General features: G+C 68.4%; 14 protein-coding genes and 1 pseudogene. 8 read left to right on the top strand and 7 right to left on the bottom strand.

Annotation, left to right across the window (positions count from 1 at the left end; translation table 11 throughout):
- Positions 1-855: a Scr1 family TA system antitoxin-like transcriptional regulator gene (locus T398_RS10515; RefSeq protein WP_491638515.1), complete on the bottom strand. Its 855-nt coding sequence runs from the start codon at positions 853-855 to the stop codon at positions 1-3.
- Between the two features lie 414 nt (positions 856-1,269).
- Here T398_RS10515 and T398_RS10520 point away from each other — a divergent pair, with 414 nt between their 5' ends.
- The 3 genes and pseudogenes from T398_RS10520 to T398_RS10530 form a co-directional block, all read left to right on the top strand.
- Positions 1,270-1,575: a hypothetical protein gene (locus tag T398_RS10520; RefSeq protein ID WP_496446195.1), complete on the top strand. Its 306-nt coding sequence runs from the start codon at positions 1,270-1,272 to the stop codon at positions 1,573-1,575.
- Positions 1,576-2,135: 560 nt separating this feature from the next.
- Positions 2,136-2,780 carry a hypothetical protein gene (locus T398_RS10525; RefSeq protein ID WP_496446197.1) on the top strand — a complete coding sequence of 215 codons (645 nt, stop codon included), beginning with the start codon at positions 2,136-2,138 and terminating at the stop codon, positions 2,778-2,780.
- A 151-nt stretch (positions 2,781-2,931) separates the two neighbouring features.
- Positions 2,932-3,120: pseudogene (locus tag T398_RS10530) on the top strand (GNAT family N-acetyltransferase); the annotation flags it as partial.
- A 25-nt stretch (positions 3,121-3,145) separates the two neighbouring features.
- Here T398_RS10530 and T398_RS10535 read toward each other — a convergent pair.
- From T398_RS10535 to T398_RS10545, 3 genes are all read right to left on the bottom strand, one after another.
- Complete coding sequence (locus tag T398_RS10535) at positions 3,146-4,042, bottom strand: hypothetical protein (protein WP_496446199.1); 897 nt, start codon at positions 4,040-4,042, stop codon at positions 3,146-3,148.
- Positions 4,043-4,148: 106 nt separating this feature from the next.
- A complete protein-coding gene (locus T398_RS10540; RefSeq protein ID WP_496446201.1) occupies positions 4,149-5,228 on the bottom strand; it encodes an inositol-3-phosphate synthase in 1,080 nt (359 codons plus the stop codon).
- Between the two features lie 23 nt (positions 5,229-5,251).
- Entirely contained in the window at positions 5,252-5,887 is a 636-nt protein-coding gene (locus T398_RS10545; protein ID WP_496446202.1) for a PadR family transcriptional regulator, read from the bottom strand.
- 170 nt (positions 5,888-6,057) lie between these two features.
- Between T398_RS10545 and T398_RS10550 the strand changes: the two genes are divergently transcribed.
- Entirely contained in the window at positions 6,058-6,513 is a 456-nt protein-coding gene (locus tag T398_RS10550; RefSeq protein ID WP_496446203.1) for a DUF5318 domain-containing protein, read from the top strand.
- A 139-nt stretch (positions 6,514-6,652) separates the two neighbouring features.
- Here T398_RS10550 and T398_RS10555 read toward each other — a convergent pair whose 3' ends face one another.
- Positions 6,653-7,393: a hypothetical protein gene (locus tag T398_RS10555; RefSeq protein WP_496446204.1), complete on the bottom strand. Its 741-nt coding sequence runs from the start codon at positions 7,391-7,393 to the stop codon at positions 6,653-6,655.
- Here T398_RS10555 and T398_RS10560 point away from each other — a divergent pair.
- Together T398_RS10560 and T398_RS10565 are read left to right on the top strand one after the other, a co-directional pair.
- A complete protein-coding gene (locus T398_RS10560) occupies positions 7,362-9,641 on the top strand; it encodes a transglycosylase domain-containing protein (protein ID WP_496446371.1) in 2,280 nt (759 codons plus the stop codon). The genes T398_RS10555 and T398_RS10560 overlap by 32 nt on opposite strands.
- A 69-nt stretch (positions 9,642-9,710) precedes the next feature.
- Complete coding sequence (locus T398_RS10565) at positions 9,711-11,186, top strand: glycosyltransferase family 87 protein (RefSeq protein ID WP_496446205.1); 1,476 nt, start codon at positions 9,711-9,713, stop codon at positions 11,184-11,186.
- A 16-nt stretch (positions 11,187-11,202) separates the two neighbouring features.
- On the opposite strand, the gene T398_RS10570 is transcribed toward T398_RS10565, so the two are convergent.
- Both T398_RS10570 and T398_RS10575 read right to left on the bottom strand, forming a co-directional pair.
- Entirely contained in the window at positions 11,203-13,356 is a 2,154-nt protein-coding gene (locus T398_RS10570; RefSeq protein ID WP_496446207.1) for a putative glycosyltransferase family protein, read from the bottom strand.
- A complete protein-coding gene (locus T398_RS10575) occupies positions 13,353-14,144 on the bottom strand; it encodes a deoxyribonuclease IV (RefSeq protein WP_496446208.1) in 792 nt (263 codons plus the stop codon). Before T398_RS10575 ends, T398_RS10570 begins: the two co-directional genes overlap by 4 nt.
- A gap of 537 nt (positions 14,145-14,681) precedes the next feature.
- Between T398_RS10575 and rpsF the strand changes: the two genes are divergently transcribed.
- The gene (gene rpsF / locus T398_RS10580) at positions 14,682-14,972 is read left to right on the top strand and encodes a 30S ribosomal protein S6 (RefSeq protein ID WP_025618049.1); all 291 of its coding nucleotides are present in this window, start codon (positions 14,682-14,684) and stop codon (positions 14,970-14,972) included.
- Positions 14,973-15,062: 90 nt separating this feature from the next.
- Entirely contained in the window at positions 15,063-15,590 is a 528-nt protein-coding gene (locus tag T398_RS10585) for a single-stranded DNA-binding protein (protein WP_019870164.1), read from the top strand.
- Positions 15,591-15,598: the final 8 nt, after the last annotated feature.

Here is a 15,598-nt window from a genome sequence, read left to right on the forward strand (position 1 = left end):
TCACTCCAGACGTGCTTCCAGATCAAAGAGGATCCGCTGCGCGGCGCCATTGTGCAGGGCCGCGCAGCGTAGTCGATCGTAGCGCTGGAAAAGTGAGTGCGCCTTGTCTCCCTCGACCACGATGCTCCCGGCGGCAGTAGCGATGCAGCCGGTGGGCGGGTACGGCCGGCGCATCCGGAAGGCGTCAAAGGAACCGTTGGGGCTGGCATGCGCGCCTGCCTGACCAGACAAGATCGTGATCTCAACGTTTGGCCAGGTAGCCATAGACCGCAGGTGAGCGAGTTGCGCACGCATGATTTCCGGACTACCGACCAGTCGGCGAAGTGCACCCTCGTCTATGACGGTGGAGAACTGGACGGGTTCGGCATCAGTCAGTCTGCGTTGGCGGGCCATCCTGACCTCTACATAGCGGTCGATGTCGGCGGTGGAGGCGCTGTGGTCCCAGGCTCGGATCACAGCTTCGGCGTACTCGCGGGTCTGTAACAGGCCAGGCAGAACAGCGACCTCGAACGAGTAGATGTGTGTGGCCCTGCTCTCCAGCCAGACCCAGTCGATCAGCGCGCCAGCGAGGTTGGCGGTGAACCCGTCCCACCAGCCTTTCTGCCAGACATCTTGCGCCATCGTCTTGAGATCTTCCCGGCGCTTGGGGTCGTCGATGCCGCAGACATCGAGGTACGCCAGCACCTCGGGTAAGCGGGCGGCGACGAATCCAGACTCCATCCGGCTCAATGTGCCGGGGTTTCGGTTTACGTAGTCACCGACCTCTTTCAAGGTCAGCCCAGCCTTCTCCCGCATCACACGGAGCTGCTGGCCGATCCATTGCGCTCGCAGCGTCGCTGACTGCCCACCCGCCATCGGTGCTCCTCTCGACGTAGCCAGCATCCAGTAAATATACGGCCAGCACAATATTGTGGATTCCACGATGATGGTCCATGCTGGCGGTGCCGTACTGACTACCGAAAGTTGAAGTGCGGGTCGGGGTGGGTTCTGGTTTGGCGGCCGTCCCACCCCGACCCGGAAACGAGCCGTGGGAGCCATCGCGATAGATCGCGTCCCGAAGACGGACTCGGTGACTGTCTACCACGCCGTACCCCGTGCTGGCAGCCCGCCGGTCCCCGGGCCGACGCTTGCCTCCCCGGCTTCCGACCATCCGGTGTCCTGCGACGCCGGATCAGGCCGGGCGTGCATGCGGTCCTGTGCCGCCGCCTTCTCGCGGCTGCGACATCCGATGCGACCGTGCGCCCGCCCCGACGGAAGGGTGCCAATGGCATGGCTGTCCACCAGAGCAGGGCGCGAGCGGAAGCCCTGGCCGCGCACGAGATGCTAGCCGCGCACGTCCCCGACCCGGAGAGCCAACTCTGCCGGGTCTGTCTGGCTGTCGCACCGTGCTCGCCGGCCAACGCGGCGGCGAACCGTTTGGTTGAGCTGGGTCTCCCGGTGCTGGAACCAGTGCTGCCGCCGCAGCGCCGCGACGCGCTGCGGCGCTGGATCGCTCCACATCGGCGTGGTCGACCTCGTTCGGCACCGCTGCTCACCTGGGCCTGGCGTAGGCGGTTCGGGTTGGTGGTGGGCTGATGCGGCTCAGTTTCGATCCGGAGGACCCGCCGGAGGACCCGCCGGCCGAGTGCGTGTCACCGACCGTCTGGCGGCTGAGCTACTGGCTGCATCGCAGTGAATGCGTTGGTCGGTGGCGGACCATGCGAGGGCTAACCGGACAAAACGCGTTATTAGCGACCAGAATCGCTAACGGGGGTGAGAAACGCCCGGTGTTGGTCGAGTCGGAAGACGCCCCGCCTGACTGGGCCGAGACGGGCACGTGGGGGAGGCCGGATGTCTGGTTAAGGCGTGATTGGGGTGTGGTCGGGGTCATGGTGGGGGCGGAATCTCGGCGGGTGCCGGGGCGTTACACCAGGCGTACGACCGAGGAAGTGCCCCGCCGTAAGCGGGGACGGCCGCCGGGAATGGTGGTGGCCGGCCGGTCGTTACATCTGGACCCGGCCCCGTGCGTGTCCCGACGAGACCCGCGGACGCCGACCCTATCCCTCGGTTCTTTGAGCGCCGGACGGTGCTTGCACCCCGCTCCCGACCCCCCTTCGGGTGCGTGTGGGTGTCGACCCCCGAATGGAGCAACACTCATGAACACGATCATGTTGCGTAGTGCACTCGGTATCGCTGGTCTGGCCTTCGGTGCCGGTGTGGTCGCTGGCCCCCAGACCTTCGAGACCACCACCGCTTCCACCCCCACCCCGAGCACGTCGGCGGCCTCGACCACCTCGGCGGACTCGGAAACCGTGGCGGCTGCGGTGCCGGCGGAGAAGCCGGACCTGGGCAAGCCGGACATGGGCACGCTGATCCCGCACGGTACGCAGGGTGAGCAGTCGCGGATCGACCTGGGTGGCGAGCAGACCGGCAATGTAAAGGCCATCATCGAGGCCACGAAGAAGGCCGAGATGGATGAGCGGGCCGCTGTGGTGGCGATCGCTACCAGTTTGCAGGAGTCGAAGCTGGAGAACCTGGGTCACCTGGGTGCGCGTAACGACCACGACTCGCAGGGCCTGTTCCAGCAGCGTCCGTCCAGCGGTTGGGGCACGGTGGAGCAGATCACCGATCCCGAGTACTCCACCACCGCCTTCCTTGACGGTTTGAAGCAGGTCGAGGGCTGGCAGGAGTTGCCGTTGACCGAGGCCGCGCAGAAGGTGCAGGTGTCGGCGTACCCGTTCCACTACGCCCAGTGGGAGACCCAGGCCGCTGACCTGGTGGCCGAGCACTGGACCAGCTGACCCAAAAACCCATAGACCTAACCCACAAGGGGAACAAACTGTTGGCCGGCACCCGGTTCGGGTGTCGGCCAACAGTTGTCTCCGGGGCGCTCTGCCGGTTTCAGGAGGAGGTGACCAACACCCGATGACGATTCGTGACTTCCAGGAAGCCTTCGCGCTGGACTGGGCTCAACAGCGCGGGTACGCCGGCATGCAGTTCAACGCCGTTGCCGCGTCGAACCGGACCGCGGTGTCGGTGTACGAGCGGCTCGGCTTCCGTATCGTCGGTACGGTACCGGGTGCGTTCGCTCACCCCACCTTCGGTCGGGTCGGTCTGCATGTGACGTACCAGGAGCTCTGATCTGGGCGAAGCTCGCTGGTGGGCGTCAGTGGGAACTGTTGGTGGCGGTCTTCTCGCGGCGTCCGGCGCGAGTCAGGCCGACGGTCAGCAGCACGTACGCGGTCAATTCGATGGCGGCGGCCAGCGCGGGCAGCGGGGCCATAGTCAGTGACGGTGGCCCGATGGCGAACGAGATGACCGGGGCGGAGGGCGGACCGACGTATACCGGCAGGTCCACCTGGGCCAGCGCCAGGTCGAACTGTGGCAGGGCGGCGACGGCGAGAAACGCGGCACCCAAAGCGGCGATCACCCGACTCCGCCGGAACAGTACGGCGGTGAGGCAGATCGCGGCCAGCCCGAGTACGAGTGGCGCCAGCATCACCGAGCCGGCGCGGACCACGGCCGCCGAGACCGGATCGGTTGAAGCGGAAGTCGACCGCTCCCCTGCGGACAGGTCGAGCGCGATTTCACTGAGTCGGACGGCCGGATAGGCGGTGAGCAGCAGAACGGCGAGTACGGTGCCCGTGACGACCGGCCCGCGTGGCGGGACCGGCTGGTGGTACGGCGCCGGCCAGCGGCGTCCGGCCCAGAGCAGCAGTAGGGAAACGGCCAGGGCCGCCCAGGTCAGGTCGAGGCCGTCAGCGAGCATGACCGCCGGTGCGGAGTAGCCATCGGGTGCGACGGCCAAGAACTGGTAGCTGCCGTCGTCGATCTCGGCCGTAGCGGTGCGGTACGCCTCCATGACGAGCACGAGGAGCGCGGCCGGAACGACCCAGCGGGGCTTCGGCAGCTCACCGAGCAGTGCGTAGCCCCCGAGCGCCAGCAGGGTCAGGACCTCGGCGTGGCGCAGCGGAGGGTCGCCAAACAGGACGCCGAGGGCGTGGGTGGCGGCCAGTACGGCCGCCGTGCCGAGAAGCAGCGGTCGTAGGCGCACCGCAGTCATGCTGCCACGAGGGGTGGTGGTGCGCTGCCCGGCGCCGGTGGGACTCCGTTAACGGCGGCGAGGGGGTGGGCCAACCGGCCCCACCCCCTCGCCGTGTGTCAGAACGTCAGCGCGCGATCTCGCCGGCGATGAACTCCTCGACGGCGGCGTGCGCGTCGGAGTCGGCGTACTGCACCGGCGGGGACTTCATGAAGTACGACGACGCCGACAGGATCGGGCCACCGATCTTCCGGTCCAGGGCGATCTTCGCGGCCCGGACCGCGTCGATGATGACGCCGGCGGAGTTCGGCGAGTCCCACACCTCGAGCTTCAGCTCCGCGTTGAGCGGGGTGTCACCGAAGGAGCGGCCCTCCAGGCGGATGTAGGCCCACTTGCGGTCGTCCAGCCACGGCACGTGGTCCGAGGGGCCGATGTGCACGTCGCTCTTGGCCATCTCGTGCGGCACCTGGGAGGTGACCGACTGGGTCTTCGAGATCTTCTTGGAGACCAGGCGGTTGCGCTCCAGCATGTTCATGAAGTCCATGTTGCCGCCAAAGTTGAGCTGGTACGTGCGCAGCAGCTCGACGCCGCGGTCCTCGAACAGCTTCGCCAGGGCGCGGTGCACGATGGTGGCGCCGACCTGGCTCTTGATGTCGTCGCCGACGATCGGCAGGCCCGCGTCCTCGAACTTCTTCGCCCAGACGGGGTCGGAGGCGATGAAGACCGGGAGGGCGTTGACGAAGGCGCAGCCGGCCTCGATCGCGGCCTGGGCGTAGAACTTGCCGGCCTCCTCGGAGCCCACCGGCAGGTAGGCCACGACCACGTCGACCTTGGCCGCGCGCAGCGTCTCGGCCACGTCCACGGGCTGGGTGTCCGACTCCTCGATGATCTCGCGGTAGTACTGGCCGAGGCCGTCGAACGTCGGGCCGCGCTGCACGGTCACCCCGCTCGGCGGTACGTCGCACAGCTTGATGGTGTTGTTCTCGCTGGCGACGATCGCCTCGGCGAGGTCCATGCCCACCTTCTTGGCGTCCACATCGAACGCCGCGACGAACTCCACGTCCGAGACGTGGTAGTCGCCGAAGGTGACGTGCATGAGACCCGGGACGCGGTCGTTCGGGTCGGCGTTCCGGTAGTACTCCACGCCCTGTACGAGGGACGACGCGCAGTTACCCACACCGACGATGGCGACGCGGACGGAGCCCATAGCGTCTGCCTCCTTCTCCTTCATCACGGCCGCTCTTCCCTGGACTCTCCAGGTGGAGGCGGGCTGTTGTCTTCTGGTCGACCGCCGGCGGCCTCGGTGATCGGGGCTGTCGGGGCACGGCCGGAGCGCTCGTTGGCGATGAGCTCCTCCAACCAGCGAACCTCACGCTCACAGGCGTCCAGGCCGTGGCGTTGCAGTTCCAGGGTGTACGCGTCGAGCCGTTCTGCGGCGCGACCCAGCACGTCGCGGAGCCCCTCGCGGCGCTCCTCGATCTTGCGGCGGCGACCCTCCAGGATGCGAAGTCGGGTTGCCTGGTCGGTGCGGGCGAAGAACGCGAAGTGCACGCCGAAACCGGTGTCGTCATACGTCTCGGGCCCGGCTTGGGCGATGAGTTGGGCGAACCGTTCCTTGCCCTCCGCGGTGATCTCGTAGACCACGCGGCTTCGTCGGCTGGTCAGCGCGGGAACGTCCGAGGCGGTGGGTGTCTCGTTGGCCTCGGTGATCCACCCGGCCGCTTGCAGGCGGCGCAGGGTTGGGTAGAGGGTTCCGTAGCTGATGGCCGCCCGGATGGCGCCGAGTTTCGCGGTCAGCTCCTTACGCAGCTCGTAACCGTGCATCGGAGCCTCCTGTAGGAGGCCGAGGATGGCGAATTCGAGCACTGCCCTCCTCCTTACCCCTGGTCACCGAGCATTAACCACGACGATGTATCGGTCCGATACATCGCCACGCTAGCGGATCGCCGCAGGTGGGGCAAACCCGCACCGCCGTGTTTCGATTACCGGTAGTCACTCAGTCGCCGGGTGGAGTGGCACCGCGTACTCTCGTGCTCATGCGTACCCAGCGCCAGGTGGTCGACTACTCGCTCCGAAAGCGGGCGGCGCTGCGGGACCTCCTGGCCAACCGGGTCGGCCCGGATGACCTCTGTGATGCCTCGCCCTACCTGAAGAACGCGGCTCGGTTCCACGGCGAGCCGACCGACGAGCGGTGCCCGATCTGTCGGAGTGAGAACCTGACACGCGTGCACTACATTTACGGCGACGAACTTCGGCAGTCCGCGGGTCAGGCCCGGAGGCTGGTGGAGTTGCCCGCGCTGGCGATGACGCTGCGTGAGTTTCAGGTCTTCGTGGTAGAAGTGTGCCTCGGCTGCGACTGGAACCACCTCATCGAGCAGTATCTGCTCGGACGGGACGGGCTGGCGGAGAACGGGCCGGAGCGGGGCGCAGTGGGCAGGGTGCCCACCACGGACGCCCCGGGTGGGCAACGGAGGCGAGAGGCGCAACGGTGACGTCAGCACGATTGGTAGCTTCGGCCCGATGGGCCACCGCCCAACTCGATCGACGTTTTGATAGTCCGATTAGCCCGCTTGATTGGCATATAGGCACCTTTGCGCGATGGGATCGCGTCGTATCACTGGGTGCCGCAACTCACGGCAAACCGGTGGTGGCGCGGCAGCGCTCCACCGCGACCGGCAGGGTGTGAAGAATGAACTCGTACGGCGACCCCAGCTCCTCGCGTGGGCGGGCCCAGATACCGGGCCAGCACGGCGTCCCCGGGCGGGCCGACGACGCGTACCGTGCCCCTGATGGTGCGGCGCGCGGCCAGTCGGCCGCACCGGAAGGAACAGCGGGCCGCGCCTCGGTGACACCCCGGGGCGGCGCTTCCAGCGGCCGGGCCTCGGTTGGTGGCTCGGCTTCCGTCCCCACCCAGGGTGCCGCCGGCTCGGCCTCGGTTGGCCGGGCAGGTCGCGCTGCGGTGCCGAGCCCGGCGGGACCGGGCCGTGCTGCGGTGCCGAGCCCGGCGGGACCGGGCCGTGCCTCTGTGCCGGCGCCATCCGCGCCCGGACGCGCCTCCGTGCCGGTATCCCCCGCGCCGGGCGGCTCCGCCGGGCGCGCGAGCGTCGGTGCCGCGAGCGGCTCGGCCTCGGTTGGGTCGGCGTCCGTTGGGTCGGCGGCCGCGGGGCGGGCCCGAGCCGGTGCCGCGGCGGCCGGAGGCCGGGCCTCGGTGGCGCGGGCCAGCGTCGCGTCGGCCGCCGGTGGTCCCGGCGGCCCGGGTGGTCCCGGTGGATCGGGCCGATCCCGCAATGGTGGCCGTGACCCGAACGCCGCGCGGGGGAAGAAGCGGAAGCGGGTGAATATGTTGATCGCCTCATTCGCGGTCTTCATCATGCTCGCCGGCCTGGGCGTCGTCGGCTTCACCTACTTCTCCACCGGCGTCGTCCTGCCCGACCAGATTCCACTCCCGCAGTCGACGACGGTCTACACGAGTAACGGCAAGGGCCTGGTCGCGAAGCTCGGTAACGAGAACCGGACGCTGATCACCAAGAGCCAGATGCCGCAGCACGTGCGGGACGCGGTCGCCGCCGCCGAGGACCGGAACTTCTACCGGCACTCGGGCGTCGACTACAAGGGCATCGCCCGGGCCGCCTGGAACAATTTCACCGGCGGTAGCCGGCAGGGCGCGTCCACGATCACCCAGCAGTACGCGCGCAACGCCTACGAGAGCCTTGAGGACGACACCTACGCCCGAAAGGTGCGGGAGGCGATCTTCGCCTCCAAGCTGAACGACGATTTCAGCAAGGACGAGATCATGGAGAACTACCTCAACGTGATCTACTTCGGCCGCGGCGCCTACGGGGTCGAGGCCGCGGCGCAGACCTTCTTCGGCAAGCCCGCCAGCAAGTTGACCGTCGGCGAGGGCGCGGTGCTGGCCGGGCTCATCAAGCAGCCGGAGAAGACCGCCACCCACAACGGGTACGACCCGGCGGTCAGCCCGGAGGATGCGAAGTCGCGCTGGGACTACGTCCTTGACGGGATGGTGACCGAGGGTTGGCTCGACGCGGCGGAGCGGCCGACCGAGTTTCCGGAGGTGAAGCCGCCGGCCGAGGGGGGCAACGGCTTCGGTGTGGGCACCCCCCGCGGCAACGTCATCAACTACGTGCGGGCGGAGATGGAGCAGTGGGGGCTCTGCAGTAACACGGGGGCCGAGGATAAGCCCTCCTGCATGGACGAGCTGCGCACGGGTGGTTACAAGATCACCACGACGATCGACGACAAGATGCAGACCGCGATGGAGAATGCGGCCCGGGCAGAGGCGAAGGGCTCGCCCCTCAACGGCCAGCCGGATAACCTGCAGGCTGCCGGAGTCGCTGTGGACCCCAAGACCGGCCGGGTGCTCGCCTACTACGGTGGGGAGAGTGGCACCGATATCGACTGGGCCGGCAAGAACACCCTGGAGGGCGTGCTCACCGGTGGCCATCCGCCCGCCTCGTCCTTCAAGGTCTACACGCTGGCCGCCGCCATCGAGGCCGGCATCTCCGTCAACTCGCGGTGGGACGCCGAGTCCTTCCACCCCGAGGGCTACGATGCCCCGATCAGGAACTCGAGCCGTGTCGACTGTGAGAACAACTCCTGCACTCTCGACTATTCGACGGTCAGGTCGTACAATGTTCCGTTCTTCCACGTGGCGGAGCAGATCGGCTCGGACAAGGTGATCAGCATGGCCCGGCAGGCGGGTGTCACCACCATGTGGAACGAGAGCGAGGAGACGGTCCACAACCTGTTGGCGGAGAAGCCGGAGGACCTGAAGGGGACGTTCGACCGGGTGGTGGGCTTTGGTCAGTACCCGATCACCGTCCTGGACCACACCAACGGTCTCGCGACGCTGGCGAACGACGGCGTTTTCCACCAGGCGCACTTCGTGCTCAAGATCGAGCAGAAGGACGAGGACACCGGTGAGTGGAAGGTTGTCCGTGGGACCGGCGAGAAGCTGGATGGGCAGCAACGGATCCGCAAGGAGGTCACCGACGAGGTGACCGCGGTGCTCAAGCAGATCCCGACGGAGAACGGTGACGCCCTCTCCGGGGGGCGGCAGGCGGCCGGGAAGACCGGCACCTGGGAAAAGCAAGGGACCACCAATAACTCGAACGCCTGGATGGTCGGCTACGACGACAACCTGGCGACCGCGATCTGGATCGGCAGCCGGTACCCCGATAAGAGCCCCGTGATCAAGTACAAGAACGGCCAAGACATCGGCGGCAGCACCATGCCGGCGGATGTGTGGAAAAAGTTCATGAACGAGGCGCTGAAAGACGCGCCCAAGTCTGACCTGCCGAGCATCACCGGAGTCGGGGACGACCAGGCCGGTAACGGCGCGTTGCCGCCCCCGCCGGAGCCGGACTGCGGGCCGTTCGGGCTGTTCTGCTCCGATAACGGCGACAACGGCGGCGGCGACAACGGCGGCGGCGACAACGGCGGCGGCGACAACGGCGGCGGCGACAACAACGGCGGCGGCGACAACAACGGCGGCGGTGACAACAACGGCGGCGGTGACAACAACGGCGGCGGTGACAACGGTGGGGACATCGGATTCCCGCCGCCGCCGAACGGAGGCCCCCAACGACCTGGGCGGGACTAGCCGGGCTGGCCAGCGCCAAGGCCATCCAGGTACACGACGGCAACGCCGATCTAGTGCAGGATGCACGTCATGAGCACGCAGACGACGGGCGGCGCCGACAACTCCGCCGCACCGGACCACCCGTCCCGCTCCGACGGCTTCGTCCGTGGCGTCTCCGGCCTGATCGGCGGTCCGCTGGGTGACCACGCCACCGCGCTGGACCGGCCGGTCGGCGGGGAGCGTCGGTTCTGGACCGCGGTGCGGATCGTCCTGGCCCTGGTCTGCCTGACCATGGCCCTGCACTGGGTGCAGAAGTCACCCTGTCAGGACGGCGCGTGGACGAACAACGTCCAGTACACCCGCTTCTGCTACACCGACGTGCTCGCCCTCTACTACGCCGAAGGGCTCAACGAGGGCAAGGTTCCCTACCGGGACCACCCGGTGGAGTATCCGGTGCTCACCGGCTACTTCATGGGTGCCCTCGGCCTGCCGGTGCACGCGCTCGGCAGCGCGGACCCCGGCCTGAACCAGGCCATGTGGTTCTACAACCTGAACGTCCTGGTGCTCGGGGCGCTGGCGGTGGCCACTGTCGCCGTGATCCTGGCGCTGCGGCGTCGACGACCCTGGGACGCGGCTCTCTTTGCACTCGCCCCCGCGCTGCTGCTCACCGCCACCGTCAACTGGGACTTTCTCGCCATCGGACTGGCCGCCTTCGGCCTGTTCGCCTGGGCGCGCCGCAAACCCGCGCTGGCCGGCCTGCTCCTCGGCCTGGGCGGGGCGGCGAAACTCTGGCCGCTCTTCCTCTTCTGGCCGATCCTGCTGCTGGCCATTCGGAGTAGCCGGCTGCGGGCCGCGCTGACCGCGATCGGCGCGGGCGCGGTGGCGCTGGTCCTGGTGAACCTCCCCACCGCGCTGGCCTACCCCACCAACTGGGGACACTTCCTGGAGTTCAACACGGAGCGGGATATCGACTGGGGCACCCTCTGGTACATCGGCCGCTACCTCGAGGGCAAGATCGGCGAGCCCGGTGCCGGCCCGTTCGAGTGGCTGAGCAACAACATTCCGGTGCTGAACAACCTGGCGTACGCGCTGTTCTTCCTGGCCTGCACCGGTATCGCCGTGCTGGCCCTGCGAGCCCCGCGTAGGCCGCGCCTCGCCCAGCTCGCCTTCCTCGTGGTCGCCGCCTTCCTGATCTTCGGCAAGGTCTGGTCGCAGCAGTTCGTGCTCTGGCTCCTGCCCCTCGCCGTACTCGCCCGCCCCAAGTGGGGTGCCTTCCTGGCCTGGCAACTCGCCGAGGTCGGCTACTTCCTGGCCTTCTACGGTGAGCTGCTGGGCACCTCCACCGGCACCCCGGTCTTCCCCGAAGGCGTCTTCGTGCTGGCCGCCGCGTTCCGGCTGACCACCGTCGTCGTGCTCTGCGTGCTGATCATCCAGGAGATCCTCCGGCCGGAGCAGGACGCGGTACGGGCCAGCTACCCCGACGACCCGGACGGCGGGGTCATCGACGGCGCACCGGACGCCCCCTGGGTGGCCAGACAGCGAGCGGCCGTGCCGGCGGCGACCTGACCGGCGCGGGATCCGGTCACAGGCGGTAGACGACCACGTCGCCGATCTCCTCCCGGGTGATGCCGAGCAGGTCAACCGGCGCGTCGATGCTGAACTCCCACGGCGTGCCGGCCACCTGATTCCGAGGGATCAGGACGTTGCGAACGCCCAGGGTGCGCAGGTAGTCGACGCTGGCCTGGTCGGGGAACGTGATCGTCGCCTGACGTACGTCCTCGAGCAGGGTCGGGGTGAAGCCACTCCAACCGTTGACGATGTCCTGGAAGTGGGTGGTCGACCAGAGCATGACCGGCTGGTCGTGACTCTTGTCGCTCGGCAGCACCAGCAGCGGGCCGTCCACCGTGCGCATCGCCGCGGGCTGCACCGGGACGACCGGGTGCGGCGTGCGGTTCAGCCCTTCGACGGTCACCAGCAGCAGCGGCAACAGCGTGGCCAACCGCAGCCACGGGTTCGGCCAGGACGGGATCCGCGTGGCGGAGACCTTCCGGACCCGCCCGGCGAAGGCGCTCACCGCGCCGGCCGCGAGCAGCCCGAGTAACAGCGTCGCCCAGAGCATCAGCCGGCCCGGCGTACGGAGGCCGTTCCATCCGGGTAGGTGCTCGAAGAGCGGCACGAGGGTGTACTGCCCGTCGAAGAATTCGGCGCCCATCGCCAGCACCATGCTGACCACGACCCCCGCCAGCAGCAGGAGCCGGTGCCGGACCCGCCAGACCGAGAAGAAGAGGCCGCCCAGGGCGAGCGCGTAGAGCACGTACCCGGGCAGCAACGTCATCTCCGGTGGCCAGGGCAGCGTCGACCGAGCCCCCTCGTGCAGGTCACCCCAGATTCGCGACTCGGCCGGTGCGGTGAGGAAGCCCATCGCGGGTGGGGAGAACGAGGCGAGGTCGCCGACGGTCCGCTCCGCCTGCGGATGCAGCTCGACGACGGTGAAGTAGGGGAGTGCGAGCAACCCGCCAACCGCGGTGAAGATCAGCCCGCCGACCACGTTGGCGGCGACCAGCCGTCGACCGAAGGGGCGTCGCACCGGGCGGACGACCCAGCGTCGCAGGAACCAGGTCACCGTGGCGACCAGCCCGGTCCCGGCGAGGACGTACGCGAACGGCAGCCCGATGCCGAAGCCGAGGCTGAGCTGCCAGGCGGCGACCAGCCAGCCGGCGTACACCCAACCGACCCGGCGCTTCTCCGGTTGGTAGCCGCGCCGCAGCGACCAGCCGTGCCCCCGAGCGAGCATCGCCAGCGCCAGCGGGATACCACCGCTGGAGATGACGTTCAGGTGCCCGGCCTGGGCCAGCAACCAGGGTGCGTATGTGAAGGTAACTCCGGCGACCCCGGCGCCGATCCGGCCCGACCCCAACTGCCGGGCCAGCATGTACGCCCCGAACGTGGCCAGGGCGTGGGCCAGCACGAACATGATGTTGTATCGGAGCAGGGCGGCTTCGGGGCCGGTGCCGATCATCCCGGCGGGGGCGTACCCCAGCAGGGTGTCGGAGAAGACGAAGCTCCACCGTTCCGGGAAGAACGCGTTGGCGTGTAACAGCCGGCCCGGGTCGGTCAACAGCGCCTGCCCGGACCAGGCCATCTGCCATGCCTGCAGGCTCGGATCGAAGTGGTCCTGGGGCAGGGTGTAGCGCGGGTAGCGCAGCGTCGGCCAGGTCATCGCGACGGCCAGGGCCAGCGAGCCGAGCGCTGCGAGCGTCCACTCGTGGGTCAGGAACCGGCCAACGGAGCGGGTCGCCCGGCCGATGCGGGTCGGTACCGGGGTCGGAGCGGGGCCGAAGGAGGCGAACGGGTCCCGTTGATCCTGGTCGTCCTTATCGCCCTTGGCATCCTTTTCTATGGTGCTCTCGGCGGTGCCGTCAGCAGGAGTAGCGGTGCCGTCCGAAGCGGAGGCGTCACCGCGCCCGGCAGCGTTGTCGCCAGCAGCGGTGTCCGCGGTGGTGCTCTTGGTGGCGGTGGCGGTGGCGGTTTCACCCGCGGTGGTGCTCACGGCGGTGGCGGTGGCGGTGCTGGTGGTCTTGGCGGTGTCGGCGGACGTGGAGCCGTCCTTGGGTGATCCGGCGTTACCCGGGCCGGTTTCGAGCTTGTCCATGATGGTCTTGGGCTTTCGGTCACCGGCGGTGCTGGCCGCCTTGGGGTTCGGTGGCGGTGTGCCGCCAGGGCGTCCGACGGTCATCCGGTTGGACCCGGCACGCCGAGCTGCTCCCGGAGGAAGGTGATGTCGGCTGCTTGGCCGCCTGCCCCGCCGGGTGTCTCGACCACCACCGGGGCACCCGCCGCGCGGATCACCGCCACCACCTGCTCCGGGTCGATCGTGCCCCCGGTCAGGTTGTCGTGTCGGTCCTGGCCCGAGTTGAAGGCGCCCTTGGAATTGTTGGCGTGGATCAGGTCGATCCGCCCGGTGATCGCCTTGATCCGGTCGACCAGCCCGAGCAACTCCTCACCGCCCGCGTACGCGTGGCAGGTGTCCAGGCAGAAGCCCACCTCGTGATCGTCGATCGTGTCCCAGAGCCGGGCGAGCGCGTCCAGTCGGCGGGCGCAGGCGTTTGTCCCGCCGGCGGTGTTCTCGATCAGCACCGGTACGCCGAAGCCGCCGGATTCCGCCGCGTACGCGAAGGCCTTGCGCCAGTTGTCGAAACCGGTGGTGAGGTCGTCGCCGGCGTTGACGTGGCCCCCGTGCACGATCAGGCCACGGGCTCCGATGGCGGCGGCGGCTCGGGCGTGCGCGAGCAGGAGTTTCCGGCTGGGGATCCGGATGCGGTTGTTCAACGTGGCCAGGTTGATCACGTACGGTGCGTGCACGTAGAGGTCCACCTCGGCGCTGCGCAGCCGGTCGGCGTCCGCCCGCGGCTTTGGCGTTTTCCAACCCTGCGGGTCGGAGAGGAAGAACTGCGCGGTGTCGGCGGCTCGTGCGGTCGCCTCCGCCAGGGGGTCGGACGAATCGACGTGGGCTCCGATACGCATGCAGGGGAGCCTACGTCGAGTTCACCGTCCGACGGCGCCCGCAGTGCGGCGACGCGCGTAACCGGCGTGGTCGGAGGTGCGTCACCGCAGTGATCAGCGGTCGTTGAACGAGGTGGGATGGACGGTTCTGTGGGCTTGGACTAGTAGGTTGTCTGAGATTTACCGAATTTTTCCGACAAGTCCGGCACATTAAGGATATAGTCGGGAAACAACATGATGAAGCCCCGCGGGGTGTCGCCGGTCCAACCTCATCGGTGTGGTCGTTCCTCCCCAGGTCCCACCCAAGGAATGCGGACACGACACCCCGCGGTCTCTGGTTCCCGGGGGGCTCGCCTCGACATCGACGTCTTGGCCGGGCCCCCCGTGAACCATGTTCGGGGGCACGTCCACCACCCCGGGCATGATCGTTCGGGCCGGGTATCCTGGTTCGGTTGTCCACGTCCGGCCGGGTCCCCCCGGTTCCGGGTGGGCCACGACGCACGACCTCCTGCCACGGAAGGACCGTGGCCGTCCTAGCCCATAGGAGGTGAGCACGTCTTGCGTCATTACGAGATCATGGTGATCCTCGACTCCAGCCTTGAGGAGCGCACTGTCGCTCCGTCGCTCGACACGTACCTGAACGTGATTCGGACCGCGGGTGGCTCGGTCGAGAAGACCGATGTGTGGGGCCGCCGGCGCCTCGCGTACGAGATCAACAAGAAGACCGAGGGGATCTACGCCGTCATCGACCTGCAGGCGACGCCAGCAGCGGTGGCCGAGCTGGACCGTCAGCTGCGGCTCAACGAGTCGGTGCTGCGTACCAAGGTTATTCGGCCGGAAGTGCGCTGAGGCGCACCCCGACCCCCAACCCCGACACCCCCGGATCAGCCTCGTCGGCATTGTCGGACGGCTCTGTCAGCCTGTACGGCGAGACGATGAGTGCGCGAGGAGACGGTCATGGCAGGAGAAACCATCATCACGGTCATCGGCAATCTGACCGATGACCCCGAGTTGCGATTCACCCCCTCCGGTGCGGCGGTCGCCAAGTTCCGGGTCGCCTCGACGCCCCGGTTCTTCGACAAGTCGTCCAGCGAGTGGAAGGACGGCGAGCCGTTGTTCCTCTCGTGCACCGTGTGGCGGCAGGCCGCCGAGCACGTCGCGGAGTCGCTGCAGCGCGGCACCCGCGTGATCGTGTCCGGTCGGCTGCGGCAGCGGTCGTACGAGACCCGCGAGGGTGAGAAGCGCACGGTTATCGAGCTGGAGGTCGACGAGATCGGCCCGTCGCTGCGCTACGCCACGGCGAAGGTGCAGAAGATGTCCCGCTCGGGCGGTGGTGGTTTTGGCGGCGGTGGTGGCCAGGGCGGCGGAGGCAACTTCGACGACCCGTGGGCCTCGGCCGCTCCTGCTCCCGCGCCCTCGCGCGGCGGGTCCGGTGGTGGCAACTTCGACGAGGAGCCTCCGTTCTGATGGCGCCG

Source organism: Salinispora goodfellowii (genome assembly GCF_059570675.1).

Excerpts from the sequence above, each read along its gene's own strand:
- T398_RS10575 (WP_496446208.1), bottom strand. The coding sequence starts at position 14,144 with ATGCGTATCGGAGCCCACGTCGATTCGTCCGACCCCCTGGCGGAGGCG.
- T398_RS10520 (WP_496446195.1), top strand. The coding sequence starts at position 1,270 with ATGGCTGTCCACCAGAGCAGGGCGCGAGCGGAAGCCCTGGCCGCGCAC.
- T398_RS10555 (WP_496446204.1), bottom strand. The coding sequence starts at position 7,393 with ATGATGAAGACCGCGAATGAGGCGATCAACATATTCACCCGCTTCCGC.
- T398_RS10525 (WP_496446197.1), top strand. The coding sequence starts at position 2,136 with ATGAACACGATCATGTTGCGTAGTGCACTCGGTATCGCTGGTCTGGCC.
- T398_RS10560 (WP_496446371.1), top strand. The coding sequence starts at position 7,362 with ATGTTGATCGCCTCATTCGCGGTCTTCATCATGCTCGCCGGCCTGGGC.
- T398_RS10570 (WP_496446207.1), bottom strand. The coding sequence starts at position 13,356 with ATGACCGTCGGACGCCCTGGCGGCACACCGCCACCGAACCCCAAGGCG.
- T398_RS10535 (WP_496446199.1), bottom strand. The coding sequence starts at position 4,042 with ATGACTGCGGTGCGCCTACGACCGCTGCTTCTCGGCACGGCGGCCGTA.
- T398_RS10565 (WP_496446205.1), top strand. The coding sequence starts at position 9,711 with ATGAGCACGCAGACGACGGGCGGCGCCGACAACTCCGCCGCACCGGAC.
- T398_RS10550 (WP_496446203.1), top strand. The coding sequence starts at position 6,058 with ATGCGTACCCAGCGCCAGGTGGTCGACTACTCGCTCCGAAAGCGGGCG.
- T398_RS10540 (WP_496446201.1), bottom strand. The coding sequence starts at position 5,228 with ATGGGCTCCGTCCGCGTCGCCATCGTCGGTGTGGGTAACTGCGCGTCG.
- T398_RS10515 (WP_491638515.1), bottom strand. The coding sequence starts at position 855 with ATGGCGGGTGGGCAGTCAGCGACGCTGCGAGCGCAATGGATCGGCCAG.